At 58.7% G+C, this 26977-nt stretch carries 23 protein-coding genes; 9 read left to right on the top strand and 14 right to left on the bottom strand.

What is annotated here, in order from left to right; genetic code table 11:
- Nucleotides 1–14 precede the first annotated feature (14 nt).
- Nucleotides 15–1688 (top strand): DEAD/DEAH box helicase, encoded by a 1674-nt coding sequence (locus tag ACA068_RS20440; RefSeq protein ID WP_497304341.1) that lies wholly within the window; start codon nt 15–17, stop codon nt 1686–1688.
- 89 nt (nt 1689–1777) lie between these two features.
- Here the strand turns inward: ACA068_RS20440 and ACA068_RS20435 are convergent, their stop codons facing one another.
- Nucleotides 1778–2545, bottom strand: a complete 768-nt coding sequence (locus ACA068_RS20435) for a DODA-type extradiol aromatic ring-opening family dioxygenase (protein ID WP_497304340.1) — start codon at nt 2543–2545, stop codon at nt 1778–1780.
- A 103-nt stretch (nt 2546–2648) separates the two neighbouring features.
- On the opposite strand from ACA068_RS20435, the gene ACA068_RS20430 reads away from it, so the two are divergent.
- Nucleotides 2649–3305 carry a thiopurine S-methyltransferase gene (locus ACA068_RS20430; protein ID WP_497304338.1) on the top strand — a complete coding sequence of 219 codons (657 nt, stop codon included), beginning with the start codon at nt 2649–2651 and terminating at the stop codon, nt 3303–3305.
- An 84-nt stretch (nt 3306–3389) separates the two neighbouring features.
- Here ACA068_RS20430 and htpX read toward each other — a convergent pair whose 3' ends face one another.
- Both htpX and ACA068_RS20420 read right to left on the bottom strand, forming a co-directional pair.
- Complete coding sequence (htpX, locus tag ACA068_RS20425) at nt 3390–4277, bottom strand: protease HtpX (protein ID WP_059403635.1); 888 nt, start codon at nt 4275–4277, stop codon at nt 3390–3392.
- A 316-nt stretch (nt 4278–4593) separates the two neighbouring features.
- Nucleotides 4594–5805, bottom strand: coding sequence for a pyridoxal phosphate-dependent aminotransferase (locus tag ACA068_RS20420; RefSeq protein WP_219095308.1), 1212 nt, complete (start codon nt 5803–5805; stop codon nt 4594–4596).
- A 226-nt stretch (nt 5806–6031) separates the two neighbouring features.
- Here ACA068_RS20420 and msrB point away from each other — a divergent pair, with 226 nt between their 5' ends.
- The 3 genes from msrB (at nt 6032) to ACA068_RS20405 (ending at nt 7558) form a co-directional block, all read left to right on the top strand.
- Nucleotides 6032–6427 (top strand): peptide-methionine (R)-S-oxide reductase MsrB, encoded by a 396-nt coding sequence (gene msrB, locus ACA068_RS20415; RefSeq protein WP_497304336.1) that lies wholly within the window; start codon nt 6032–6034, stop codon nt 6425–6427.
- Between the two features lie 187 nt (nt 6428–6614).
- Entirely contained in the window at nt 6615–7100 is a 486-nt protein-coding gene (locus ACA068_RS20410; RefSeq protein ID WP_438659299.1) for a glutathione peroxidase, read from the top strand.
- A complete protein-coding gene (locus ACA068_RS20405) occupies nt 7097–7558 on the top strand; it encodes a MarR family winged helix-turn-helix transcriptional regulator (RefSeq protein ID WP_497304334.1) in 462 nt (153 codons plus the stop codon). The genes ACA068_RS20410 and ACA068_RS20405 overlap by 4 nt, the downstream gene beginning before the upstream one ends.
- Here ACA068_RS20405 and ACA068_RS20400 read toward each other — a convergent pair.
- Nucleotides 7542–9863: a hybrid sensor histidine kinase/response regulator gene (locus tag ACA068_RS20400; RefSeq protein ID WP_497304332.1), complete on the bottom strand. Its 2322-nt coding sequence runs from the start codon at nt 9861–9863 to the stop codon at nt 7542–7544. The genes ACA068_RS20405 and ACA068_RS20400 overlap by 17 nt on opposite strands.
- Nucleotides 9864–10031: 168 nt before the next feature.
- Between ACA068_RS20400 and ACA068_RS20395 the strand changes: the two genes are divergently transcribed.
- Nucleotides 10032–10922, top strand: coding sequence for an ATP-binding protein (locus ACA068_RS20395; RefSeq protein WP_497304330.1), 891 nt, complete (start codon nt 10032–10034; stop codon nt 10920–10922).
- Entirely contained in the window at nt 10919–11401 is a 483-nt protein-coding gene (locus tag ACA068_RS20390; RefSeq protein ID WP_497304328.1) for a GAF domain-containing protein, read from the top strand. Before ACA068_RS20395 ends, ACA068_RS20390 begins: the two co-directional genes overlap by 4 nt.
- Here ACA068_RS20390 and ACA068_RS20385 read toward each other — a convergent pair whose 3' ends face one another.
- The 9 genes from ACA068_RS20385 to ACA068_RS20345 form a co-directional block, all read right to left on the bottom strand.
- A complete protein-coding gene (locus tag ACA068_RS20385) occupies nt 11402–14347 on the bottom strand; it encodes an HD domain-containing phosphohydrolase (protein WP_497304326.1) in 2946 nt (981 codons plus the stop codon).
- 49 nt (nt 14348–14396) lie between these two features.
- A complete protein-coding gene (locus ACA068_RS20380; protein WP_497304324.1) occupies nt 14397–18041 on the bottom strand; it encodes a transporter substrate-binding domain-containing protein in 3645 nt (1214 codons plus the stop codon).
- 8 nt (nt 18042–18049) lie between these two features.
- Nucleotides 18050–18676 carry a response regulator transcription factor gene (locus ACA068_RS20375; protein ID WP_094468347.1) on the bottom strand — a complete coding sequence of 209 codons (627 nt, stop codon included), beginning with the start codon at nt 18674–18676 and terminating at the stop codon, nt 18050–18052.
- 255 nt (nt 18677–18931) lie between these two features.
- The gene (locus ACA068_RS20370; RefSeq protein WP_497304322.1) at nt 18932–19324 is read right to left on the bottom strand and encodes a response regulator; all 393 of its coding nucleotides are present in this window, start codon (nt 19322–19324) and stop codon (nt 18932–18934) included.
- 186 nt (nt 19325–19510) lie between these two features.
- Nucleotides 19511–20842, bottom strand: coding sequence for a deoxyguanosinetriphosphate triphosphohydrolase (locus ACA068_RS20365; protein WP_497304320.1), 1332 nt, complete (start codon nt 20840–20842; stop codon nt 19511–19513).
- 67 nt (nt 20843–20909) lie between these two features.
- Nucleotides 20910–22073 (bottom strand): EAL domain-containing protein, encoded by a 1164-nt coding sequence (locus ACA068_RS20360; protein WP_497304319.1) that lies wholly within the window; start codon nt 22071–22073, stop codon nt 20910–20912.
- A gap of 126 nt (nt 22074–22199) precedes the next feature.
- A complete protein-coding gene (locus ACA068_RS20355; protein WP_497295149.1) occupies nt 22200–22541 on the bottom strand; it encodes a hypothetical protein in 342 nt (113 codons plus the stop codon).
- On the bottom strand, nt 22538–22927 hold the full coding sequence (locus ACA068_RS20350; RefSeq protein WP_094468343.1) for a phage holin family protein: 390 nt from the start codon (nt 22925–22927) through the stop codon (nt 22538–22540). Before ACA068_RS20350 ends, ACA068_RS20355 begins: the two co-directional genes overlap by 4 nt.
- 1 nt (nt 22928) lies before the next feature.
- Nucleotides 22929–23243, bottom strand: a complete 315-nt coding sequence (locus tag ACA068_RS20345; protein ID WP_109633587.1) for an ElaB/YgaM/YqjD family protein — start codon at nt 23241–23243, stop codon at nt 22929–22931.
- A gap of 304 nt (nt 23244–23547) precedes the next feature.
- Between ACA068_RS20345 and ACA068_RS20340 the strand changes: the two genes are divergently transcribed.
- Entirely contained in the window at nt 23548–24756 is a 1209-nt protein-coding gene (locus ACA068_RS20340; RefSeq protein WP_497304316.1) for an ammonium transporter, read from the top strand.
- 1 nt (nt 24757) lies between these two features.
- Here ACA068_RS20340 and ACA068_RS20335 read toward each other — a convergent pair whose 3' ends face one another.
- Nucleotides 24758–26470, bottom strand: coding sequence for a cation:proton antiporter (locus tag ACA068_RS20335; protein WP_497304314.1), 1713 nt, complete (start codon nt 26468–26470; stop codon nt 24758–24760).
- 206 nt (nt 26471–26676) lie between these two features.
- Between ACA068_RS20335 and ACA068_RS20330 the strand changes: the two genes are divergently transcribed.
- Nucleotides 26677–26913: a glutaredoxin family protein gene (locus tag ACA068_RS20330; protein ID WP_497295143.1), complete on the top strand. Its 237-nt coding sequence runs from the start codon at nt 26677–26679 to the stop codon at nt 26911–26913.
- The last annotated feature ends 64 nt before the right edge of the window (nt 26914–26977 follow it).

The following is a 26977-nucleotide window of genomic DNA, read 5'->3' as shown; positions in this document are numbered from 1 at the left end:
TTAGAGGCAGACCCATGACCCAGGAAACCGGCGGCTTCGCCGCTTTTAATCTTAATCCGAATATCCTTGCAGCCGTCATCGCGACTGGCTACGAAGAGCCTTCGGCTATTCAGCAGCAATCGATCCCGATCATCATGGCCGGTCACGACATGATTGGTCAGGCGCAAACCGGTACGGGTAAAACCGCTGCGTTCGCCCTGCCGATCCTGCACTGCATCGATCCTGCAAAGCGCGAGCCGCAAGCCCTGATCCTGGCGCCAACCCGTGAGTTGGCGCTGCAAGTAGCAACCGCTTTCGAAACCTACGCCAAGCAAATGCCGGGCGTTACCGTTGTGGCCGTTTACGGCGGCGCCCCTATGGGTCCACAACTGAAAGCAATCCGTAATGGCGCACAGATCGTTGTCGCCACGCCGGGCCGTCTGTGCGACCACCTGCGTCGTGACGAAAAAGTACTGTCGACCGTGAACCACCTGGTTCTGGACGAAGCGGACGAAATGCTCAAACTGGGTTTCATGGACGACCTCGAAGTTATCTTCAAGGCTCTGCCGCCAACCCGTCAGACCGTATTGTTCTCGGCCACCCTGCCGCAGTCGATCCGTGCCATTGCCGAACGCCATCTGCGCGATCCGCAACACGTGAAGATCCAGACCAAGACTCAGACCGTTACCGCGATCGAACAGGCTCACCTGTTGGTTCACGCTGACCAGAAGACCTCGGCTGTATTGAGCCTGCTGGAAGTGGAAGATTTCGACGCCCTGATCATGTTCGTGCGCACCAAGCAAGCGACCCTGGACCTGGCCAGTGCCCTGGAAGCCAAAGGCTACAAAGCCGCTGCGCTGAACGGTGACATTGCTCAGAACCAGCGTGAGCGCGTGATCGAATCACTCAAGGATGGCCGTCTGGACATCGTTGTAGCGACCGACGTTGCTGCTCGTGGTCTGGACGTTCCGCGCATCACTCACGTGTTCAACGTTGACATGCCATACGATCCAGAGTCCTACGTTCACCGTATCGGCCGTACTGGCCGTGCCGGTCGCGAAGGTCGTGCGCTGTTGCTGGTGACTCCGCGTGAGCGTCGCATGCTGCAAGTGATCGAGCGTGTAACCGGTCAGAAAGTTGCCGAAGTCCGCCTGCCGGATGCTCAGGCCGTTCTCGATGCCCGCATCAAGAAACTGACCAACAGCCTGTCGCCACTGGTTGCTGATGCCGAATCGACTCACGGTGATCTGCTGGATCGCCTGACTGCCGACATCGGTTGCACCCCGCGTGCATTGGCCGCTGCTCTGCTGCGCAAGGCAACCAACGCTCAGGCGCTGACCCTGGCCGCGATCGAGAAAGAACGTCCACTGGTGCCGAACAACGCACCGCGTGGCGATCGTCCAGAGCGCACCGGTGATCGTCCGGACCGTGGTGATCGTGAGCGTCGTGCTCCGGTTGCATTGGCCGAAGGCCGTGCTCGTTGCCGTACCGCGCTGGGTGCGCGTGATGGTATCGCTGCCAAGAACCTGCTGGGCGCTATCCTCAACGAAGGTGGCCTGGCTCGCGAAGCAATCGGTCGCATCCAGGTGCGTGACAGCTTCAGCCTCGTCGAGCTGCCGGAAGATGGTCTGGAGAAACTGCTGACCAAGCTGAAGGACACTCGCGTTGCCGGTAAGCAGTTGAAGCTGCGTCGCTATCGCGAAGATTGATCCGCTCTTGAGCTGATTGATCGAACATAAAAAATCCCCGACTGGTTCGGGGATTTTTTTTGCCAGCTGTTTTATGTACGGCCTATCTGTCAGCCAAAACGGTAAATGTCCATGCCCAGCGCGCCCATGGTGAACCCTTGATGAGCAATACTGAACTCACCCCCAGCCCCGCGAGCAAAGTACAACGGCAGCAAATGCTCATCACTGGGATGGTTGCGCACTGCGTTCGGTGCCTGTTGACGATAATCGTGCAGCGCGGCTTCATCGTTGGCAGCGAGTTTTTCAATCATCCAGTCACGGAACGTCTGGGCCCACGGTTCGACGCTTTCCGGGCCGGCGTGCCAGTCCAGTTCGCGCAGGTTATGGGTGATGCTGCCGGAGCCGATCAACAACACGCCGTGTTCGCGCAGGCTGGCCAAGGCATGGCCGACCCTGGTTTGCAAAGCCGGGCCGCCACGGGTGGGCAGCGAGACTTGCACCACCGGGATGTCGGCCTGCGGATACATCAACGACAAAGGCACCCAGACGCCGTGGTCGAAGGGTCGTTTGGTATCGATCCGTGCCGGCAGGTTGTCGGCCTGTAGTAACTCGACCACCTCGCCAGCCAGTTGAGGGTTGCCGGGCGCCGGGTATTGCACTTCGAACAGTGCTTTCGGGAAGCCGCCGAAATCATGCCAGGTTTCAGGCCGGGGATTGCCGCTGACCAGTAGCTCGTTGCTTTCCCAGTGCGCAGACACAATCACGATGGCTTTCGGTTTCGGCAATTCGGCGGCCAGGCGAGCGAGGGCGGGCCCGCTGGCGCCTGGTTCGAGCGCCAACATGGGTGAGCCATGGGATATGTACAGGCTGGGGAACATGAAAGAGCTCCTGAGGGGTAAGATGGCAGCATCTTCAGTCAGATCATTGATCTAAATCTAATATAAGTTTTAGCGTCTTTTGATCGAATTTTCGGGATTAATTATGCAGCCGGAGTTTTGGCACAAGCGGTGGACGTCGAATCAGATCGGCTTTCACCTGCCGGAAGTGAATCCATATCTGCAACGGTACTGGCCGCAACTGGACGTGGAGGAGGGAGCGCGCGTATTGGTGCCGTTATGTGGCAAAAGCCTGGATCTGTTGTGGCTGGCGAAATGCGGTCACGAGGTGTTGGGCATCGAATTATCGGAAAAGGCGGTGGAAGACTTTTTTCACGAGCATCAATTCGATCCAGACGTCAGTGACCAGGGACCCTTCACGGTCTATCGGGCGGGTTCGATCGAGGTCTGGTGCGGCGACTTCTTCGCGTTGACGGCCGGTGATGTCGCCGATTGCAGCGCACTATACGACCGCGCGGCGTTGATCGCGTTGCCGCCGACGATGCGTGAACAGTACGCTGAGCATTTGAAGCGAATTCTGCCGAAGGATTCACTGGGGCTTTTGATTACCCTGGATTATGACCAGGCGCAGAAGGAAGGCCCGCCGTTTGCCGTGCTGGATGACGAAGTGCAACGGTTGTTCGGGGCCACCTGGGAGCTGAAGATTCTGGAAGACCAGGACGTGCTGGGCGAGAGCTGGAAATTTGTCGAGAGCGGTGTCACTCGGCTTGAGGAACGGGTTTATCGGGTTTCCAGCCATTAAGGTGTAAACCTTATTCAGGATGAGACACAGCAGACAAAAAAAGGCCCGCATTCACTGCGGGCCTTTTCTTTAGTGCGGAGCCTCTCAGCCCCGACGACGCAACGCGTCAATACGCTCTTCCAGTGGCGGGTGGCTCATGAACATACGAGCGAACCCTTGTTTGATGCCACCGTTGATGCCAAAGGCATTCAGTGTATCCGGCATGTGCACCGGCAGGCCCTGTTCCGCACGAAGGCGTTGCAAGGCACCAATCATTGCACTGGTGCCGGCCAGGCGTGCACCGGCTTCGTCGGCACGGAACTCACGTTTGCGCGAGAACCACATGACGATGGAGCTGGCCAGAATACCCAGGACCAGTTCAGCAAAGATGGTCGCCACATAGTAGGCGATGCCCTGGCCTTCTTCGTTCTTGAAGATCACCTTGTCGACAAAGTTGCCGATGATCCGTGCAAAGAACATCACAAAGGTGTTCACCACGCCCTGGATCAACGCCAGGGTGACCATGTCGCCATTGGCCACGTGGCCGATTTCGTGGGCCAGGACGGCCTTCACTTCATCCGGCGAAAAACGCTCGAGCAGGCCCTGGCTTACCGCAACCAGTGCGTCGTTCTTGTTCCAGCCCGTGGCGAACGCATTGGCCTCGTAGGCAGGGAAAATCCCGACTTCGGGCATCTTGATCCCGGCTTCGCGGGACAGTTGCTCGACGGTTTGCAGCAGCCATTGCTCGTGACGTGTGCGCGGCTGGCTGATGATTTGGGTGCTGGTGCTCATCTTCGCCATCCACTTGGAGATGAACAGCGAGAACAGGGAACCGGCGAAACCAAAGACCGCACAGAAAATCAGCAGCTGATTGAGGTTGAGATCAACCCCGTTGGCCGCCATGAACCCGTTGAAGCCGAAAAGGCTCAGGGTGATGCTGGCAATCAGCACGACCGCCAGGTTAGTGGCCAAAAACAGCAGGATGCGCATCATGGTTGTAGAAATCTCCTCATGCTAAAGATGTAGCGTACTGCGGGGTATATAAGGTGCTGCACCGGGCTATTCAACCGAGTGACTATTTCAAACTGTGTCCTACGGCAACAGTCTAGCTGTTTGCAGGGCAATTCCGACGGCGATGCCGGACGTCTTTGACAGCGAATTCGCGTCTCAGGCCCCGTCTTTGTTGGACGCGGCCACGAAACCTGGCATCAGTCAGCGATAAGGGCAGTGATGTCTGGTGGGGCGCAAAGATATGTTGCTGAATTGATCACCGCGCGACCGATGCCCGGGTCGCACGGTGAAGTCCAGGTTACTGGCGGTAGGATTTGAGGAAGTTGCCGATCCGGCCGATGGCCATGTCCAGCTCGTCCACTCGTGGCAAGGTCACGACTCGGAAGTGATCCGGCCAAGGCCAGTTGAAGGCCGTGCCTTGCACCACCAGCAGCTTCTCGGAGAGCAGCAGGTCGAGTACGAACTTCTCGTCGTTGTGGATCGGGCAGACTTTCGGGTCGATCCGCGGGAACGCATACAACGCCCCCATCGGCTTGACGCAGCTCACGCCCGGAATATCGTTGAGCAGTTCCCAGGTGCGATTGCGCTGTTCCAGCAGGCGACCTTGGGGCAATACCAGATCGTTGATGCTCTGATAGCCACCGAGCGCGGTCTGGATCGCATGCTGGCTCGGCACGTTGGCACACAGGCGCATATTGGCCAGCATGTCGATGCCTTCGATGTAGCTCTGGGCGTGGTGTTTCGGACCGGAAATGGCAATCCAGCCGGAACGGAAACCGGCCACGCGATACGACTTGGACAGACCGTTGAAGGTCAGGCACAGCAGGTCCGGTGCGAGGGACGCGGTGCAAATGTGCACGGCATCGTCGTACAGGATCTTGTCGTAGATCTCGTCGGAGAACACCACCAGGTTGTGCTGGCGAGCCAGTTCCAGCATACCCAGTAGCACTTCTTTGGAGTACACGGCGCCGGTCGGGTTGTTCGGGTTGATGATCACCAGGGCCTTGGTGTTCGGGGTGATCTTGGCCTTGATGTCGGCCAGGTCCGGCCACCAGTTGGCTTGCTCGTCGCACAGGTAATGCACCGGGTTGCCGCCGGACAGGCTCACGGCAGCCGTCCACAGCGGATAGTCAGGCGCTGGCACCAGCACTTCGTCGCCATTGTTCAGCAAAGCCTGCATCGACATCACAATCAGCTCGGAAACGCCGTTGCCCAGGTAGATGTCTTCAATGCCGACGCCTTCCACCTGCTTTTGCTGGTAGTACTGCATGACGGCCTTGCGCGCGCTGAACAGGCCTTTGGAGTCGCTGTAGCCCTGAGCGGTCGGCAGGTTGCGGATCACGTCCTGGAGGATTTCGTCCGGCGCTTCGAAACCAAAGGGCGCCGGGTTGCCGATGTTCAGCTTGAGGATGCGATGACCTTCCTCTTCCAGGCGTTTGGCGTGCTTGAGCACTGGGCCGCGAATGTCGTAGCAGACGTTGGCGAGCTTGTTCGATTTGCTGACCTGCATGGCGATGTGTTCCCGAAAATGAACGATCCAGGCGGCGTATGAACAACCGTACTGGGAATCCTGCGTATTCACACAGGCCTGACGCCTTGAGATGCGGCACCCATAAATCCGTTTGAATGCGCGTGGTATGGCTGCCAGACTGGCGTTTGACGAGGCGCAATCATACGTGCCGCCCGATCCGTGGAAAAGGTACAGATCGGGCTTTTTCAGCTGCTGAGGTGTGACGATGGAAAAGTTGGATAAAACCCTGGAAGAATGGAAGGCGATGCTCGATCCGGAGCAGTACAACGTTTGCCGTCTCAAGGGCACGGAACGGCCGTTCTCCGGCAAGTACAACGACACCAAGACTGACGGCGTCTACCACTGCATCTGCTGTAAAGAGCCGCTGTTCGACTCCAAGACCAAATTCGACTCCGGCTGCGGTTGGCCGAGCTTCTACGCGCCGATTGGCGACAGCGCCATGGTCGAGAACCGTGATGTCAGCCACGGCATGGTCCGCACCGAAGTGGTCTGCGCCAAATGCGAGGCCCACCTGGGGCACGTGTTCCCGGATGGCCCGCCGCCGACCGGCCTGCGCTATTGCATCAACTCGGTGTGCCTGGACCTGGTGCCGCGCTCGTAATGCGAGCCCTGTGGGAGCGAAGCTTGCTCGCGAAGGCGTCTTAACATTCAACACAGATGTTGACTGACCTGACGCCTTCGCGAGCAAGCTTCGCTCCCACAGATATCCGGCGCCCTACAATTTAAATTGCACACAATTCAATTGCTCGCTATGTTCATGGCTTGTTCCTTCAATTCGAGCCAAACCCATGAGCGACAACCTGCTGACCATCCCGGTGACCACCATCAAAGGTGAACAAAAAACCCTGGCCGATTTCGCCGGCAAAGCCGTTCTGGTGGTCAACACCGCCAGCAAGTGCGGTTTCACTCCGCAGTACAAAGGCCTCGAAGAATTGTGGCAGACCTACAAGGATCAAGGCCTGGTGGTGCTCGGCTTTCCCTGCAATCAGTTCGGCAAGCAGGAACCGGGTAACGAAGGGGCGATTTCCGAGTTCTGCGAGTTGAACTTCGGTGTCAGCTTCCCCCTGTTCAAGAAGATTGACGTCAATGGTGCCGGCGCTCATCCGCTGTTTGTGCAGTTGAAAAAACGCGCACCGGGCGTGCTCGGCTCCCAGGGCATCAAATGGAACTTCACCAAGTTCCTGATCGGCAAGGACGGCCAGTTGGTCAAACGCTTCGCTCCGGCGACCAAGCCGCAGGACCTGAGCCGCGAGATCGAAGCCCTGCTCAAATGAACACCCTGTCTGTCGATTCGCTGCAGCTCGACAACCAGCTCTGCTTCAAGCTGTACGCCGCTTCTCGCGCGGTGATCCGCGCCTACAAGCCAATGCTCGATCAACTGGGCCTGACCTATCCGCAATACCTGGCGATGCTGGTGTTGTGGGAATGGCAGGAGGCGGCGCCGGAGCAGCCGACGGTCAAGGCGCTGGGCGAACGCCTGGCGCTGGACTCCGGCACCCTGACGCCGTTGCTCAAGCGCCTTGAGCAGCTGCAACTGGTGCAGCGCCAGCGTTCGGCGCGCGATGAGCGAGAAGTGCACCTGAGTCTTTCGCCGACCGGCAAGGCCTTGCGTGATCAGGTCGGGCCGCTCAAGGCCCGGCTGCTGTGCGACAGCGGCGTCGATCTGGATCGCCTGAACGATCTGCGCGACGGTCTCGATCACCTGCTGGGGCAAATCAAAGCGCTGTCGTAGTCGGTATCCACAGGTCGAGCAGGGCGGCCAGTTCTTCTCGGCGAAAGGGCTTGGCCAGGTAATCGCTCATGCCAGCCACACGGCAGCGTTCGCGTTCCTCGGACATGGCGTTGGCGGTCAAGGCCACGATCGGCAATTGTGGCCAGCGTCCGCTGCGACGGATTTGTCGGCTGGCTTCATAGCCATCCATCACCGGCATGTTGCAGTCCATCAGCACCAGATCGAATTCGCTGTGCTCAAGCTGATCCAGGGCTTCGGCACCGTGAGCGGCGACAATCACCTCGCAACCGAGTTTGCCGAGCATGCCCTTGGCCACCAATTGATTGACCGGGTTGTCCTCGACCAGCAGGACACGTCCGCGCCGTTGGGGGGTAAGGGTTTCGATCCGGGCACCGTTGATCAGGTTGCTTTCAGGCAGCAGCACCCGGCGCAATGTCTGGTAAAGCGCATTGCGCGCCAAAGGACGTGCCTGTTGTTGCAGGGGCGCCAGGGCGCTCGCTTCTTCGCTGGGCATGAAGCTGCCATAGGCGGTCACCAGCAAGATAGGCGCGTCGAGGGTCGGGCGCAGGCCAAACAGGCATTCGGGGCAGTCGGTGATCAGCACGTCCGGGTCGAGGCCGATGAACGAGTCATCGATGGACCGTTGCTGATAGTCGAGCCCCCAGCCGGGCAACAGGTTTTTCAACAGTTCCGCCAGGCCGCTGTTGGCCGCGGTGATGGCAATGACCTTGCCCGGTAACGGCTGCGGGGGGATGGCCCGGGTGTGGCAGGGCAACGGCAGGTCGGCGCAGAACTGGCTGCCGAAACCCGCTTCCGAGCTGATGGTCAGCCGCCCCTGCATGGCTTCGCAGAGGTTATAGGTCAGCGCCAGGCCCAGCCCGGTGCCGCCAAATTGGCGGGTAATGCCGGCGCCGGCCTGCGTGAAAGGCTGGAAGATTTTGACCTGCGCATCCTGGGCAATCCCGATACCGGTGTCGCAGACTTCGATTCTGACGCCATCTTCAAAGGTTGAAAGACGCACATCGACCCGACCGAAACGGGTGAACTTGAGGGCGTTGGACAACAGGTTGCTGACGATCTGCCGGACGCGGGTCGGATCCCCCAGCACCAACGCCGGAAAGTGCGGATCGATCAGGCAGGTCAACTCGACGCTGGGCGCGGCGTTCTGTGACAGCAGGTTGGCGGTGTCTTCGATCAGCGACCCGAGGTCGAACGGAATGTGTTCGAGTTCGAGCTGGCCGGCATCGAATTTCGATAGGTCGAGAATATCGTTGAGCAGTTCCACCAGCACTTTGCCCGAGTCATGGGCGATGGACAGTTGTTGCTGTTGTTCGGCATTGAGCGGGCCGTCCAGCGAGAGCGCGATCATGCCCAGCAGGCCGTTGAGCGGCGTGCGTATTTCATGGCTCATATTGGCGAGGAACACCGAACGTGCTTCGGCCATATCCAGAGCGGTACTTCGCGCGACTTCCAGCTCCTGGTTGGATTGGCTGAGCCGGGCATTGATCGCCTTGAGCTCCGCGGTGCGGGCCGAGACGATGTTTTCCAGTTGCCCGAGGTAGTCGGTCAGGCGGTTTTCGGCGTTGCGTCGCTGCTGGATTTCGGTGGCGATGTTTTCAAACTGCTGGTTGGCCACTTTGACCAATACACCGATTTCATCGTTTTTATGCCCGCTCGGATATTCCAGCCAGGTCGGTTCCGCGCTGCGCGGATCGCGCCCGCTGAGTTCGCGGATGACCCGCACCAGCGGTTTCGTCAGCATCACGTAGAACAGCGCCAACAGGATGCCGGTCAGGATCAGGCTGCGAGCGAAGCCGTTGAGCAGCGTTACCTCGGCCCGGCGCAGGAATCGGCTGCCGAAGGCATAGGTATCGACTTCCAGTCGCAAGGTGCCGAGGGATTCGTTCGGCAAGTGGTCGAGGTAGAGGCGGTCTTCAAACTGGCGGTTGGCGCCGAACAGGAAGTCGCTGATCATCCGATAGTTGCTTTGCAGGGTCGGGCGTTTGACGCTGGCCAGGACGGTGCCGTTGTTGTCAGTCAGTTGCGCACCGACGATCGCCGGTGAGCGCAACAGGCCCATGGTCAGTTCCTGGGAGAGTTCGGCGTCGATGTTGTAGGCGATGCGGGACGCGGGGTTATGGCTGATTTCCAGCAAAGACAGTATTTCGCGGTTGATGGAGGCGTCTTCGCTGGCATAATCGATGCCTATTTGCAGCAAACTGAGCAGCGTGCCCAGAATGAAACCGACAAGCACGGTCAGCCTGGCTTGCTTGTATGACAGCCGGTGGGTGAACTTGATATCCATGGGGTGTTGAACCACTTCCGTTTCCCTTCGCTGCTCAAGCATAGTCGATCATGCATGGATACCGATGTTCTCGCGAGCCCTTGTGCAACAAGGGATGAACCGGGCGCCGAATGCTGTGTTGCGTCGCTGTAATGCCATCATCACTGTGAACGTGCCCGAGGAGAAGACGTGGATTCCCGATTGAATGCTTTTCTTGAACGCGCCGATGCGGTCCTGGCCCGTATCGAACCGCTTTTGCCTGCACCTCGGCAAGCCATCGACTGGACGCAATGCCTGGCCGCGCGCTGGCAACGCGAGGGCCGCAGCGGTTTTCTGCTGCCGCTGCATGTCAGCCTCGACACACGGTTGTCCGACCTGATCGGTGTCGATCGACAAGTGGAGCAACTGGGGCGAAATACCCAGCAGTTCCTCGATGGCATGCCCGCCAACCACGCACTGCTCTGGGGCTCGCGCGGCACCGGCAAATCGTCGCTGGTTCGCGCGTTGCTGGCCGAGCACGCCAAGGCCGGCCTGCGGTTGATCGAGATCGAGCGCGATCACCTTGCGGACCTGCCGCGCGTGGTCGAACAAATCGCCAGGCTGCCTCAGCGTTTCGTGCTGTTCTGCGATGACCTGTCGTTTGAGTCGGGCGAAGGCGACTACCGCGTGCTCAAGAGCGTGCTCGACGGCTCGCTCGAACAGGCGCCGGATAACGTCTTGCTGTACGCCACCTCCAACCGTCGCCACCTGGTGCCGGAGAAGGAAAGCGATAACGAAAACTGGAAACGGGTCGATGGCGAACTGCATCCCAGCGAGGCGGTAGAAGACAAGATCGCGCTGTCGGACCGTTTTGGATTGTGGCTGTCGTTCTATCCGTTTACTCAAGAGCACTTCCTTGACGTCGTCGAGCACTGGATTGGGCAATTGGCCGGAAAATCCGGCCTTGAGTGGCAGCGTAACGAACAGCTGGACATCCTCGCCGTGCGCTGGGCTACGGGCCGGGGCAACCGCAATGGACGCTGCGCGTATCAATTTGCCCGCTATTGGGTGGGGCTGAAGCTGTTGGAGCACAAAGCATGATCGATTTACAGAAGAGCGGCCAAGGCCTGGACGGTTACGGCATGTTATGGGCGCAGTTGGAGTCGTTACTGGCGGACGAGCGTGACTTTATCGCCAATGCCGCGCAGTTTTCGGCGTTCCTGTATAGCCAGCTCGACGACTTGAACTGGGCCGGTTTCTACCTCAATCGCAACGAAGAACTGGTGCTTGGCCCGTTTCAGGGGCAGATCGCCTGTGTGCGGATTCCGTTCGGTCGCGGCGTGTGCGGTACGGCGGCGGCGACCTTGCAGACCCAGCGGGTCGAAGACGTTCACGCGTTCCCCGGGCACATTGCCTGCGACAGCGCCTCGAACAGCGAGCTGGTCGTGCCGCTGGTCAAGGACGGTCGCCTGATCGGCGTGCTGGACCTCGACAGCCCGAGTCTGGCGCGGTTTACCGCTGACGATCAGGCCGGTATCGAGCAACTGGCGGCGATTTTCCTGCGTCTGACCGATTGCTGATCACACCCTCAAGCCGGCCTTGAGCAACAGGCTTGACGTGTCGACCGCATCGATCTGGCGTGGATCGAGAAATCGATCGGCGTACTGCATATAGATGCCGGCGTTGATGAACAAGCTGAACAACTCCGGATCGATATGGGCGTCACGGCACATGGTGGCCATGATGCCCAGCGCCTCGCTCAAGGTTTTGGCCTTTTTGTAAGGGCGATCGGCGGCGGTCAGCGCCTCGAAAATATCGGCAATCGCCATCATCCGTGCCGGCAGGCTCATTTCTTCGCGCTTCAACTGTTTGGGGTAGCCGGTGCCATCCATTTTCTCGTGGTGGCCGCCGGCGATTTCCGCGACGTTGTTGAGGTGGCCGGGGAAGGGCAAGTGGCTGAGCATCAGGATCGTCTGCACCATGTGGTGATTGATGATGTAACGCTCCTCGCGGGTCAGCGTGCCTCGGGAGATGCTCAGGTTGTAGAGCTCGCCCCGGTTGTATTTGTAGCGCGGCACATCGAGCTTGAAACCCCAGGGATTATCTTCCGGAATCAGCTCGCTTTCGGCGCGCTCGAACACGTGCTCGGGTTTATCCGCCAACAGCGGCTCGCTGACCGGCAAGGTCGGTGCCGGGGTTCGTGCCTGACGGCGATTTTCTTCCCAGGACACGCCGATTCGATCGTCCAGGGTTCGGGTCCAGTTGCGCTGGGCAATGCTGCGCAGCCGTTGCAGATCGGCCTCGGCCATGGCCTCTGCGCCCAGATTGCAGCGGGCAACGAAGGCGAAATCATCATCCAGCCCGGCCAGGTTTGCATTGCGTAATTGGGCCAGGTGCTGCTCGTCACCGCCCAGTGCGATGGCCTGCCAATAATTGATCCAGGCATCGCGCTTGAGGACTTCGAAACGGGTGCGGATTTCATGAATGCGGTCGTTCAGGGTCTCCAGCTTGGTGGCTTTGTCGACCACGTATTCAGGCGTAGTGACCTTTCCGCAGTCGTGCAGCCAGGCTGCAATGTGCAGGGCTTCCCACTCATCTTCGGTGGGTTGGTAGTCGCTGAAGGCCGGGGCCTGACTGGCGGCAGCCGCCTGGGCAAGCATCAGGGTCAGCTCCGGCACTCGCTGGCAGTGACCTCCGGTATAAGGGCTCTTGGCATCGATCGCGCCGGCCAGCAGTTGAATGAAGGCGTCCAGCAGTTGTTTCTGTTTGGCTTGCAGGCGTTGGCTCTCAATGCTCACGGCAGCGGCGCCGGATACGGCCTGGAGAAACGCTATGCGGTCCGGGCGCAGTTTTTCCAGGTCGCTTTGCGTGCCGCTGTCGGTCAAAAGCAGGATCAGCAGGCCCACGGTTTCGTCGTGCCGATTGTGCAAGCGGATGCCGATCAGGTGCACCCGGGGACATTCCAGCGCGAGCATCACCTTCTGTAAATCCCCCGCCTGTTCGAAACCCAGATTGGTCACGATATTGTCGGCACTCGACAACTGCTGCAACCACTTGGGGCTCATTGGATCCTGGAGTTCATGTCCTTGAACATCAAACGTAGGTAATGCCTGTGACGTGCCATTGATGACCAGACCCTGGGGCTCCACGCGATCGCTGTCACGTTCGCGCAGGTAAATCAGACCGGCGTGGGCTTGCCCGATTTTCACGGTTTCAAACAGCACCCGCTGCAGCAACGGCGCAAAACGGGTCTCGGCGCTCAGGCTATCGGTGATCTGGAAAAAACTGCCGAGGGTGTCCTTCATCCGCGCCATCGACACGCTCAGTTGGTCAATTTCAAGCACCGGCGAACTGCGGCCGATCGGAAAGTTGAAATTGAAACTGCGCACTGCATCGGCTTCCTGCACCAGCGCGCGCAGGGGCTTGACCAAGACTCTGGAGGTCAACCATCCCACGGGCAGGCATAGCAGCAATGTCGCCAGGGTAATCAGCGCGCCTTGCCAACGCATGCGGTAAGCATCGGCGAGCAATTCGTCCTCCGGCACCAGCAACGCCAGTTGCAGTCCCTGGGGGCCGCCCTCCGTCATGCTGCTGCGTGCCACGATCCATTGACGACCGGCGGCGTCCAGCCGATTGCCGGCAGGAGGATTGGAGAGCAGGGCATCGAGGCCGGGGCTGAGGTCGGCAGCCTTGTTCAGGCGAGCGGTCTGGTCGTCGATTATCAGTTTGCTGCTGTCGGGGTAGGCGACTGCATTGCCCTGGGCATCGAACAGCACGATTTCGGTATGGGGTGTCACCACATGTTTGGCCAGGGTGGCCGACAATTCGGCCAGGGTCAGGTCGGCGCCCATCACCGCGTTTTCACCACTGCGCCGGGCCAGGGTGGTGCCGACGTTGTGGGTGGAGAAAAAAACGTAGGGTTCGGTGGTGATCTGATCCATATCGCCGCGCGCGCTGGAGAACCAGGCGCGGGCGCGGGGATCGTAGGTTTCGTCGGGATTGTCCTGACGATTGATGAGTGTCAGGGATTGATCAAAAAACAGGAAGTGAGAGCGGATCTGACCACTGCTGCTGTGCTCGATGCTCCAGACTTGAAATGCCGCGGTGTCAGGGGCTTTCAGCACGGTTCTCAGGGCAGTGGTCCGCAGGGGGCGAACCATGAAGAAGTCACCGTTGTCGTAGCCCAGATACAACGATGCCAGGTTGGGATTGTCCTTGAGCGATTGGCTGAAGGGCTGAAGCAACGCCAGTCGCTGTTCCAGGTTCGGTGCGCGGGTCGCTGGGTAGTCCGCCAGCAGGCTCAGCAGATGGCGAATCGGTTCATAGGTGCCTTGCAGGTCCAGGCGGACATCCTGCTCGATGCGATTGAAGAGCTTTTCACTGCTCGAAAGAATGATCTGCGTGGTTTGTCCATAGTTGAAAATGCCCAGCACCACGCCGGTCAGCAATAACAGGAAGGTGAACATCACACTGATATGGATGTGCAGGGGAAACCGGCGTTGATCCGGGCGCAGTGGGCTGGGCATTGCTGTTCTCTCCATGATGGTTAACACACTGCTCAGCGTCCAAGCATAGTTAAGGCTCCATCATTCTGCTTTTCTCGTTGTGACCTATCTGTTGCTTTAATGCGTGCTCCAGTTCGACCATCGCGCGGTCCATGGCCTTGGTGCAATTGACGACTACGTCAGGGTGGAACACGTCATGACAAGCGTTTTCCAGTGCCTCGCAGCTGTCGATCAATCGGCAAGCCTGGACGATTCGCGCAGCACCCTTGATTTTGTGGGCCACCTCGATGAAAGCCTGCCGATCTTCTGTGGGGGACAACGCCAGCAACTCTTGCCGATCCAGACGGTTGCTGTTCAGCAGTTCGGACAACAGGCGCTGGTCCAGTGTCGGGCTGCCACCCGTTAACAGATGCAGCCCTTCAAGGCTGAAGGCCGGGGCGCGGACCGCCGGCGCAACGCCTTCAACCCATTGACTCAAGGCTGTCAGGCTGAGGGGTTTGAACAGGCAGTCGTCCATTCCGGCTTGTTTGCAGCGTTGTATTTCTTCCGGTTGGGCGTTGGCGGTGAAGCCCAGCACGGTACAAGCCCGGCACTGCGTTTGCTGTTCATGTTGGCGAATGGTGCGAGCCAGTTCGTATCCATCCATGATCGGCATGTTGCAATCGACGATCACCAGATCGAACACCTCTTCCTTCCAGGCCTTCAACCCCGCTTCGCCATCCGGTGCGGCGCTGGAGCGATGTCCCAGGAACTCTAGTTGCTGGCACATGAGCAAACGATTGGCGGGATGGTCGTCGACCACCAGGACGTTCAGTACAGCCAAGGTCGTGTGGAGGGATGGTTCAGCGGTTTTCGACACCCGCTCGGCTGGCAGTGTTGCAAGGTTCATTGAGATCCGGACCTGAGTGCCGATGCCGGCCTGGCTGCTCAACTGCAGGTTGCCACCCATCATCTCGCACAGATTGCGGCTGATCACCAGACCAAGCCCCGCGCCGCCTCTGGTCGCCTGCCCGGAATGATCGGCCTGGGCGAAAGGCTCGAACAAACGCCGTTGATCCTGTTCGCTGATCCCGACCCCGCTGTCCTCAACCTGCAACTGCAACAGCACCCGGTCGGGTTCGTCGGTCGGATGCAGCTCGACCACGATCCGGACCTGACCCTGTTCGGTAAACTTGATGGCGTTGCTGACGAGGTTGGACAGCACCTGCTTGAAGCGCATCGGGTCCAGCAGGACATCGGAGGGGGGCGTTGCCGGGTTGAAGTCCAGCCGCAGGCGCAGATTTTTCTGGCGGGCCAGACCGTCGAAGATCCGTACCACCGACGCCACGGTTTCTTTCAGGTTGACGCGCTCCGGGCTCAGGCTCAGTCGTCCTGATTCAATTCGCGCAATATCAAGAATGTCCCCGATCAGGTTCAGCAGGTCTTTCGCCGAGTGGTAGGCCACGTCAATGGCCGGGCGATCCGGGTGGCTGTGATCGATACGCTTGAGGGTCAGCTCGAGCATGCCGATGATGGCGTTCATCGGCGTGCGGATCTCATGGCTCATGGTCGCCAGAAAGGTGCTTTTGGCACGGTTGGCTTCATCCGCACGCTCTTTCGCGGCACGCAGGTCATCGAACAGTTGTCGCCGCTCGCTGATGTCGATCCAGCCGCCAATGATGCCTTGTACTTCACCACTGGAGTCCCGGTAGGGAAGTATCCAGTGATAAATCGTCAGCGTGCGGCCACCGATATGCAAAGGCCGGTCGAGAATCAACGGGGTCCCTTCGGCCACGACGCGTTGGTAATCCGCCTGGTATTCCTGCGCTTCAAATGAGTTGCTCATGCTGCCCTGCGTGACGTTTTTACCAATCACGTCTTCGCGTTTGGCGCAGAAGACCTCCAGATAACTGTCGTTACAGCTTTGCAGCAAGCCCTGGCGATCACGCACGTAGATGGGATGAGGCGTGCCGTTGACCAGCGATCCCATGAATTCGAGTTGGTCGTTCAGGGCGAGCTCGGCGGCCAGGCGCTGATTGATCTGGCGACGCATGTAAGCGTTCCAGGTCATGGACATCAGCAGCAGCACGCCGACACCCAGAACGATTTGATAGAACAACCGGTGAAAGTTGCGCCAGGTACTTTGAGAGGCCGATGAGTAGCCTCGCCAGCGGCTGTTGATTATGCCCAGCTCTTCCGGCGCGATGCTCAGCAGTGCCTTGTCGAGGATCGAACCCAGCTCTTTGGCGTCGCGCCCGGTCGCCAGGGAGAACGCGGCTTGCCGGGTGCCGATGGTGGTGCTGATTTGAAGTGTGTGCTCGAAGATTCGCGATGAGATGAAATAGTTGGCAATCACCAATGAGCTCACCGTCCCTTCAGCCTGACCCTCGGCGAGCAATTCCACGGCACTGAAGGTGTCCGGCGTTTCGATCAGATGGATTCGCGGGAACTCGCGGCGCAGGTAAGCCACCATTGGATTGCCTTGGGCGATGGCCAGGCGCTTGTCCGTGAGTTGCGTCAGGTTCGACGGGCTGTCGGCCGCTTTGCGAGTGAGCAGGACAACGGAGTTTTCCAGATAAGGACGGCTGAAGTTCAGCATCGTTTCACGTTGGGCACTGGGGAGCAGAGCGGCAATCAGGTCGGCCTGATGGTTGTTGACCTGCTCGATCATCTCGTCATCGTTACGGCTGCGATGGATCTCGAAGCGCAAACCGGTGCGCAATCTGATCAGCTCGAGCAAATCGGCGGATACGCCCCGAAAGTTGCCGTCGCTGTCGAAAAAAGTCAGCGGCGCCAACGCTTCGTTGACCACGACGCGCACGACAGGATGTTGCGCCAGCCAGCGTTGTTCACGGTCGGTGAGTTGCAGTTTCTGATCGGTGAGAAGAATGTCACTGCCCGCACTCCAGCGTTTGGCGATGTTTTCTCGCTCGCTGCCAGGGGTCGCTTTGAGGATGGCGTTGATGATCCCGAGCAGAGCCGGGTTGCCCTTATGCACGGCAAAGCTGAAACCGTGGGCCTCGTGTTTACCGAAGTTGGCCATGCGGATGTTGTTCAGATACCCCTTGTTGATTATGTAATGGGTTGAAATGGTATCGCCCAGAAAAACATCGGCCTGGTCGAAAGCCACCGCATTGATTGCATTCTGGTAGGAGGGGTAGGAAGTGATGATCGCTTTCGGGTACAGGGCTTTGACTTCGTCCAGCGGCAAGTAGTGATACACCATGCTCAGGCGCAGCCCGGCGAGGCCGTCGCTCAGGGATCTGGTTTCGCCTTCCCGTGTCACCAGAACCGGTTGATCCACGGCATAGGGCAAGGACAGCACGATGTCGGCATTGCGGGCTTCAAAACCATTGGCGCTGCCGAGCATGTCGACCTCGCCTTTTTCCAGGGCCTCGATCGCGTCTCCCCGGGAAACGTAGCGCTGGACCTTGACTGGCAGTCCGGTGGCCTTGCCCAGGATGCCCGCATAATCAGCAGTGAAACCTTCGTAGTCGCGGCCGCTGAGGGTCAGGTCGAAAGGAGGGTAGTCGGGGGCAGAGGTGCCCAGAATCAAATCGCGTTTATTGTTAAGCCATTGTTGTTGCGATTTATCCAGTTGGACTTCCATGTGTCCGTTCATTGAACGACTGAGCAGGGTGTAATGCTCGCTCGCCATCTGTGCCGCGTGCGCTGAGGTGCTCAGGCATAAACCCGCGGCCAGCGGTATTAGATAATCCATTAAACGACTGGGCATCCTGTTTCTCACACTAGCGCGTTGCGTTTTGCCATATCAATGAGTTCAACGAGCGATTTGGCCTTGAGTTTTTGCATGAGGCGTTTTTTGTAGGTGCTGACAGTCTTGTTGCTCAGGAACATGCCCTTGGCAATTTCCTTGTTAGTGCGGCCTTGGGCAAAAAGTTGCAATACCATCAACTCTCGGTCGTTGACTGACTTGAACAGTTCGAGGTCGGCGTATCGCTCATCGTCAGCACGGACAGGATTCAAGGCCTGGCTGGGGAAATAGTTGTAACCTGATAGTACCGCTTTAATTGCGCTCACCAGTTCACTAAGGTCTTCCTGTTTGCATACATACCCGGACGCGCCGGATTGCATGCAGCGAATACCGAAAAGTGTCGGGCACTGGGCCGTTAACACCAGGGTTTTTAGGGGGGTACTCATTGCGTTGAAACGGGAGAGAACTTCCAGCCCATCCAGTTTGGGGATGCTGATGTCAAGAATGACCAGGTCGGGCATGCATTCACGAACCATCTGCATGGCATCGACCCCATTATCAGTTTCGCCGACGACTTTGTAACCCTCATGTTCGAGCAACATTCGGACGGCAAGACGGATGACGGGGTGATCGTCGACAATAAAAACGGAGTTCATAATCAAGTCCCATACGCGCTCAAATAAAGCGCGCACCTTAGCTCAGATAGTTGAGGGGGGCATGAACTGACAGGCCTGTAGTAGCAATATAAGATAATTCCTACAGTGGAAGAAGAATCGGACTACGGATCAACTAGGTTTTGCATGAGGATCAGTGAGGGTGTTGTATGTGTGTTTGGCGAGTTGGGGAGGTTGATTTGAAATGTATTAGATAGGTGTTTAAATGTGTTTTAGTGTGTCTTTGTTGGAGTGTTTTTATAGTGAGGCCAAGGTCAATAAGTTTCTAAAGTCTGATTGTTTCAGGGGCTTGATCAAATAACCCAACAAAGGCAGCCCGTGCTCTTCGGCCATTCTTTCAAGACCGTCCAGTTCAATGGATGTCAGACTACTCAGCAAAATGGCTTGTCTGATCATTCCTCGCTGGCTGGCGTATTCGATCAGATCCAGACCGGGAAGGTCGGGCAGGCATTGATCGCACAGAAGGATGTCGAAGGGTTGCGACGCCTTGAGCATTTGCTGCAAGGCGGCTTCGGCGCTGTCAGTGGCGGTCAGTTGAGTGAAGCCGTAACTCTCCAGCAGGCATTGGGTTGCCTTGAGCTGGAAAGGATGGTCCTCCACCAGCAAGATGCGCCAATCGTGTTCAGACATAGGATTTTTCATGTTTCATCTGTCGAGCAGAGGGCGCGTGATTATTTCGCGATCAGACCGTTCATTCGATCAGTCCGCTCTGCACTGGGTGTAGGGCGATTCTGTTGACGCGCGGATTGGAACGAGAAATGCGCAGGACGACGATCAGCCTGTCAGGAGGCCCTGACGCGGCTGATCGATGCATTGTCATCCGTGGCTTGAGCGACCGGTCATTTCCAGCGCCATTTGACTGGCATAGCTGTCAGTCATACCGGCGATGAAGTCGATCATTCTCAGGAACGAAGTGTGTAAAGGACCATGAGGATCGGGCGCATTGTTGCCTAGCAGGTCGAGGATGCGCCGGCTCTTGAAGGACGGTGTTCGACCGTTGTGTTGTTCCAGTGCCGCGCCGCAGAACGCGTTGAGGAGGATTTCGAGGGTGGTGTAAGCGCCGATTTCGTGCAGCGTCTTGCGCTTGTCCTGGAAGATCTTTTTGCGTGCCATGTCTTTGGCATTCAAGACGCAGCGCTTGGCCGGACCATGCATGTGCTCCACCAGATCACCGGGCAGCGTGCCGGCCAGCAGCGAGTCCTGTTGCTCGACGAAGGCCCGGGCGGCGGCATTGGTCAGGTGTTCGATGGCCTTGCCTCGCAGGATTGCCAGTTTGCGCCGACGCGAATCCATTGGGCCCAGTTGGCGATAGGTTTCCGGGAGATCATCACCCACCAGGTTGAGCAGCAAAGACTCGACTTCGGCGTACTCCAACAGGTCCATTTCCAGGCCATCTTCCAGATCGATCAGCGCGTAACAGATGTCGTCGGCGGCCTCCATCAGATACACCAGCGGATGACGCGCCCAGCGCTGTTCTTCCAGTTGTGGCAGGCCGAGTTTGTTGGCGATCTGCTCCAACAGCGGCAGTTCGCTCTGATAGCAGCCGAACTTGTGCTTCTTGTAGCCCAATGAATCGGCGTGCTTTGCCGTCCACGGGTATTTCAGATAGGTGCCCAGCGTTGCGTAGGTCAGCCGGGTGCCGCCGTCGAATTGATGGTACTCAAGCTGGGTGAGCACCCGGAAGCCTTGGGCGTTGCCTTCGAAATTCAGGAAGTCGTTGCGTTCGACTTCGCTCATGGCGTCCAGCCAGCCACGGCCGGCGGCCTGCTGGAACCAGTGACGGATCGCGTCTTCGCCGGAATGCCCGAAGGGCGGATTGCCGATGTCATGGGCCAGGCAGGCCGATTGCACCACCATCCCCAGGTCGCTCGGTTCGCACCAGTCGGGCAGGGCGCTTCGAATGGTTTCACCGACGCGCATGCCCAGCGATCGACCGACGCAACTGACTTCCAGCGAATGGGTCAGGCGCGTGTGGATGTGATCGTTGCTGGTGACCGGATGAACCTGAGTCTTGCGCCCGAGGCGGCGAAAAGCACCCGAGAAAATGATGCGGTCGTGGTCTTTGTGGAAAGGGCTGCGGCCGAGTTCTTCCGGGCTGTGCAGAGGCTTTCCGAGGCGTTCGCGGGTAAGCAGGGTTTGCCAATCCAAGGCTGGACTCTCCGTCAGGTGACTGAGCCTCTAGCTTCCGGGTTCGTGCCTGCGCCTGCAAGCGGAACTAGAGACCCGCGGCGTCGATGTCGATGAGCAGCAGTCGCTCGCCGTTGTCGAAAAATTGCCCGGCTGTAAGGCAGTATTGATTGCTGGTGGCATCGCGGTAGGTCGTGGACAGCGTCAGGCGCCGCTCTTCCCAGCCTTCGGCCAGCAAGTGATAGAAATAGGGCCGCCACGACCAGTTATGACCCAGGTAGCGGTTGTCGGCCTCCCAGCCGTCATTGCGCCATTCCAGATTGGGCGTCAACTGGGTGCCGTGACGGTCGCATTGATAGAAGCGCAACAGCCAGGGAAACGCCTGCAGTTGTGGTAAGGCGTTCAGTGGCGCACGGGCGAGGGCCCAGGCTTGCAAGATGGCCATCAACTCGCAGAGTTGCTGGCGCATGATCATCAGTCGACCGCGTTCGCCCAGTTTATGCTGAACATAACGCTGGCGTAGTTGCGCGAAACGTTCGACAAAGGCGTCGGTGGCGAAGTAGTCCTCCTGCGCCCGGGCGAACAGAAACCCCTGTACGTAGCGCGAGCCGCACTCCAGGGCGAAATTCAGCTGATCTTCGGTTTCCACCCCTTCGGCAATGATCCAGCACCCGGTTTTCTCGGCCATTTGCGCCAGGGCTTTCACCACGTCGCTACTGGGGCCGCCCAATGCCGCAGCCTGGAACAGTCGCATATCGAGCTTGAGAATGTCCGGTTGCAGGGCCAGCACCCGATCAAGTTGCGAGTAACCGGCACCGAAATCATCGATGGCGATCCGTGCCCCGGCGTGTCGATAGCGTGCCACGACGTCGGCCAGGCGCTGGATGTCGCCCCCCAGTTCGGTGATCTCGAAGACGATGCGTTGCGGGTCGACAGTGTGACGGCTCAATTGCTTGAGGCTCGGTAGAGCCTGGTCCGGCCGTAACCGGTTGATCCATCGCGGTGATATGTTCAGGCTCAGAAACCAGTCCGATGGCGCTTCATGCAAACGGCTCAGAGCGTTATCGCGGATCTGCCGGTCAAGACGACGAAGGGCGATGGCGGGCGTTCGCGGGTCGGCGAACAACGGCCCCACCGAAGCCAGTTGACCGTTGGCCTGTCGCAGTCGACCCAGCGCTTCCACACCCGCAATACGGCCCGTGGCGGTATCGATAAATGGCTGAAAGCAGGCGAGCGGTTGCCCGTCGATCACGAGGCCTCCTTAGTAAGGTCTTGTTTTTGGATTGACCTGTTCACCGGGTAGGCACACAGGATTGAACCCCTCGATAAAGAGGTTAATCCCGGTGGTGTTGCAAGAATGCAGCCAGATAGTGGCTATTCAGTCTTTGCGCGAAGAACCCTGCATGACCAGTTTGATCAAGGGCCCCAGCGTTGTACCCAGGCGAACCAGCCGGGTCAGGCTGCTGGTACCGCCGCTCTTGGCGCCTTTACCGGTCAGGAAACCGAGCAGCGTCACGGCCGCCATGCCCCAGAGCGGGGCGTGCTTGATGCCGAAGCCGTCATGCAGGTTTTGCGTCATTCCGCGTACCCGCTGCAAGGGTTGCAGCAGTTGCGCGGATTCGTGACGGATTTCCTGGCGATGCATTTCCATGCGCAGGCGTATCAACGCCTTGCGCATTTCGGTGCGCGAGCTGTTATGGGGCAGTTCAGGCAGGCTCATGGCAGCAGACGCTCCCTATCATTGGCCAATTCTTCCAGAGTGCCGTGGAACGGCGAGGACTCATCGAAAATCGCCGCTTTCAGGCGCATGGCACAGAAAATTGCAGCCAAGGTGTAGAACACGCAAAGCCCGATGATTGCTGGCAGACGGTAGGTGTCCCAAAACAGGATCAGCACCAGCGTCGACAATCCCACCAGCAACAGCAGCGCAAAGACCAGCGCCAGGCCTGCAAACAGCAGCAGGCTTACAGTGCGCGCTTTTTGTTCCTGCAACTCGATGCCGAACAGTTCGACATGGCTGTGCAACAGTCCAAGAAAAGCGGCACCCAGGCGCCGCGATGAGGAGCTTGTGCCCGTCGCGGACGAGCTGGATTCACCGATAGACATATCAGCGCCGAGTGGCCAGCAGGCCAATCAGAAAACCGACGCCTGCCGCGATCCCGACCGATTGCCATGGATTGGTCTGCACGTAATCTTCGGCAGCGGTAACGGCTGCCTGGCCGCGTTCGCGCAAGGAATCCTCGGTCAGCTTCAGGGTTTCGCGGGCACGCAGCAGACTGTCGTGGATCTGGCTGCGCAGCTCATCGGCCTGATCGCCGGCCAGGGTTGCGGTGTGTTCCAGCAACCGTTCGGTGTCGCTGACCAGAGTCTGAAAGTCGTTCATCAGGATTTCTTGAGCAGTCTTTGCTTTGATGCTGGCCATTGGTGATCTCCGTAAGTGGCTTCTGAAGCGTTCGAGTATGAGCCTTGTGTGAAGGTTCAGTACAAATGACTGGTACAACTTTTGCTATGCCATGGTGCATCAGCCCGCGCCGTTGCGCTGTTGCCGGGCATGATTTCAGGAAAACCCTGATTCAAACAATCGAAACTCGCGTCAGGGTTTCAGCCTTGTGCGCCAAAGCGGTTCATCGGGATCAATGCCTTGATCCTGCGGGCCGCAACTTGGTGCACAAGCTCTCTGCGTGAACCGCTTTGGTGCTTTTTTAGCCTTCAGGTCTGCCAACCCCATGGAAAATCTGCAAAGCGCTGTGGACAGTCTGGTCCATAGCTCCAACACGTTGTTCATCCTTATCGGTGCGGTCATGGTTCTGGCCATGCACGCCGGTTTTGCCTTTCTTGAAGTCGGCACGGTTCGACAGAAGAATCAGGTCAACGCCTTGTCGAAGATCCTCAGCGACTTCGCCATTTCGACTCTGGCCTACTTCTTTATAGGCTATTGGATTTCCTACGGGGTCACCTTTATGCAACCGGCGGCGGTGATCAACGCGGATCATGGCTACGGGCTGGTGAAGTTTTTCTTTCTGTTGACCTTTGCGGCGGCGATTCCGGCGATCATTTCCGGAGGCATTGCCGAGCGCGCCAGATTCGTCCCTCAGTTGTGTGCGACGGCGCTGATCGTGGCGTTCATCTATCCCTTCTTTGAAGGCATGATCTGGAACGGCAACTTCGGGTTGCAGGCCTGGTTGCTGGAGCAGTTTGGCGCCAGCTTCCATGACTTCGCGGGCTCGGTCGTGGTCCACGCCATGGGCGGATGGCTGGCGCTCGCGGCGGTGTTGTTGCTCGGACCAAGGCAGGGGCGTTATCGCGAAGGGCGGCTGGTGGCGTTCGCACCGTCGAGCATTCCCTTTCTGGCATTGGGTTCGTGGATCCTGATCGTCGGCTGGTTCGGCTTCAACGTCATGAGCGCACAAACGCTGCAAGGCGTCAGCGGATTGGTCGCGGTGAACTCGCTGATGGCCATGGTCGGCGGCACCGTGGCGGCACTGATCGTCGGACGCAATGACCCGGGGTTTCTGCATAACGGCCCACTGGCCGGGTTGGTGGCGATCTGCGCCGGTTCCGACCTGATGCACCCGGTGGGCGCGCTGGTCACGGGTGTGATCGCCGGGGCCCTGTTCGTCTGGTGCTTCACCGCGGCTCAAGTCAAATGGCGCATCGACGATGTGCTGGGTGTCTGGCCGTTGCATGGTTTGTGCGGTGTCTGGGGTGGAATTGCCTGCGGCATTTTCGGCCAGAGCGCATTGGGTGGTCTGGGTGGGGTGAGCCTGATCAGTCAGGTGATCGGCACTTCGCTGGGTGTGATCGTGGCGCTGTTGGGTGGTTTTGTGGTGTATGGCGTGATCAAAGCGTTGCATGGTCTGCGCCTGAGCCAGGAAGAGGAGTATTACGGCGCGGACTTGTCGGTGCACAAGATCGGCGCAGTAAGCCAGGACTGACTCACTTTTCTTCATCGTCGCTCCCGGGATAAAAACCGTGCAGCAGACGATAGCGGTCATGACGTATCTGGTCGGCCCGCTCCTGTACCTGATGCGCGGGTAAACCCAACATGATCAGGGCGTGGGAGGCGAGCATCAGGCTCGACTCCAGCAGCTCGGGCACTACTTCGCTGGCGCCGGCTGCTTTCAACTCGGCCAGTTGGCTGTCGTCCCGGGTGCGTACCAGGATCGGAATCTTCGAGTTCAATCGGCGCGCCTCTTGGAGAATCAGTAGCGCAATGTCGGTCTGGTCCACGGCAATCACCAGCAGCCTGGCGCGCGCCAGACCCACTGCCAGCAGCAGCTCACCACGCCGCGAGTCACCGTAGTGCACACAGGTTTCACTTACGGCGGCTTCCTGGACACGCACCGGATCGGTGTCTAGCGCAAGGTAAGGTTGCAGCGCATTGCGCAGCGCGCGGCCGATTGACTGACCCACGCGACCGTAGCCACAGATCACGACGTGGTTGTGCAAGTCGGCGTTGAGCGCGCTGATTTCTGCCAGTTTTACTTCTTCGTTGGGCTTGCGATGCAGGCGTGTCGCAACGTGGGGAGCGGCGCGCAGCAGCAACGGTGTCACCAGCATCGAGCAGAATGTCGCGGCCAGTAGAAGACCTCCGAAGTCGGCGGGCATCAGTTTGTTTTGCTGCATCTGCGCCATCAAGGCAAAGCAGAACTCGCCACCCTGAGCCAATGCCAGACCACTGCGCCAGGCGGTTTCGCTGTCGCTGCCACGCCATTTGACCAGCAGCGCGACCACGGTGCCTTTGATGAGCAGTAACCCAAGCGTCAGGCCGAGAAGCAGCAGGCCGTGGCTGGCAAACAGCTGCAAGTCGATCAGCATGCCGATGCTGACGAAAAACAACCCGAGCAAGATGTCGCGGAACGGGCGGATGTCCGCCTCGATCTGATGCCGGTAGTGGCTTTCCCCCAGCAGCATGCCGGCGAGAAATGCACCCAGGGCAGGGGAGAGGCCGAGCAGGTGAGTCAGCCACGCGGTCAGTAAAACGATGACCAGCGCCAGCAGCACGAACAGCTCCGGGGAATGGGCGGCGGCGACTTCATGGAACAGGCGGGGCAGCAACCATCGACTGGCCAGCAGCAAGCCACCGAACAGCACCAGGGTCTTGCCCAGCGTCAACGGCAATGCCCAATACCAGACTTGATCGCTGTTGCCGGCGAACACCGGCACCAGGGTCAGCAACAGCACCGCCACCACATCCTGGAACAGCAACACGGCGATGGCATTCTGGCCGTGGCTGCTGAAAATTTCGCCGAGGCTGCTCAGCTCCTTGCTGACAATGGCGGTGGAAGACAGCGACAGTCCGGCGCCGAGTAAAAGGGCAGGTGTCGTGGGCATGCCGAACAGCATCAGCAATGCCCCCATCAAAATCCCCGACACCAACACTTGCAGGCTGCCAAGGCCGAACACCACCCGACGCAATGCGATCATCTTCGACAGGGAAAACTCCAGTCCAAGGGAGAACAGCAGAAACACCACCCCCAGCTCGGCCAGGTCTGGCAACTCTTCGCTTTCATTCACCCAGCCGAACGCCGTCGGCCCGATCATCAGCCCCACGCACAGATAGCCCAGCACTGGTGGTAAACGCAGGCGCTGGAACAGTGCAATCACCACCAGGGAGGAGGCGAGAATGATCAAGAGGTTGGCGAACACGAAAAACTCCGGTGATGGGTGTTGGCTACTCAAGCGTAGAGGTAAAAAAACCTGAGCATTGCGTAATTGCCATCTGGAGCGACTGATATGCATCAGGGTTTTGACGCTGCCATCGCGGTTTTTGTTTCAGGACAGAAAATTCAACGGCTCGACGGCTTTTCGGGGCAGGCCTAGAATAGGTTCTTAATTTTTTAGGTTGAGCGCTCATGCTTCCTGAATGTCAGTTGTTCGGCACCAGTGGGTGCCACCTCTGTGACGTGGCCGAAGCCATGCTGATGGAGTTTGTCGAACGCGGTTTGCTGGTGGAACTGGTTGATATCGCTAAGGATGAAACGTGGTTTGAAGCTTATAGCTTGCGTATCCCGGTGCTGCGGCGGGTTGATACTGGCGCTGAACTGGGCTGGCCATTCAGTGCCGACGAGGTGGTAGCGTTTCTGCGTTAAGTGGTTTTACTGGTAGCGACGTCCCGTCTGTCGAACTTTGCGATTGATCCCCTTGGCTTAACCG

This window comes from Pseudomonas sp. LBUM1660, from assembly GCF_059695935.1.
The sequence above is the reverse complement of the archived record's forward strand: the minus strand, read 5'-3'. Positions and strand labels throughout refer to the sequence as shown.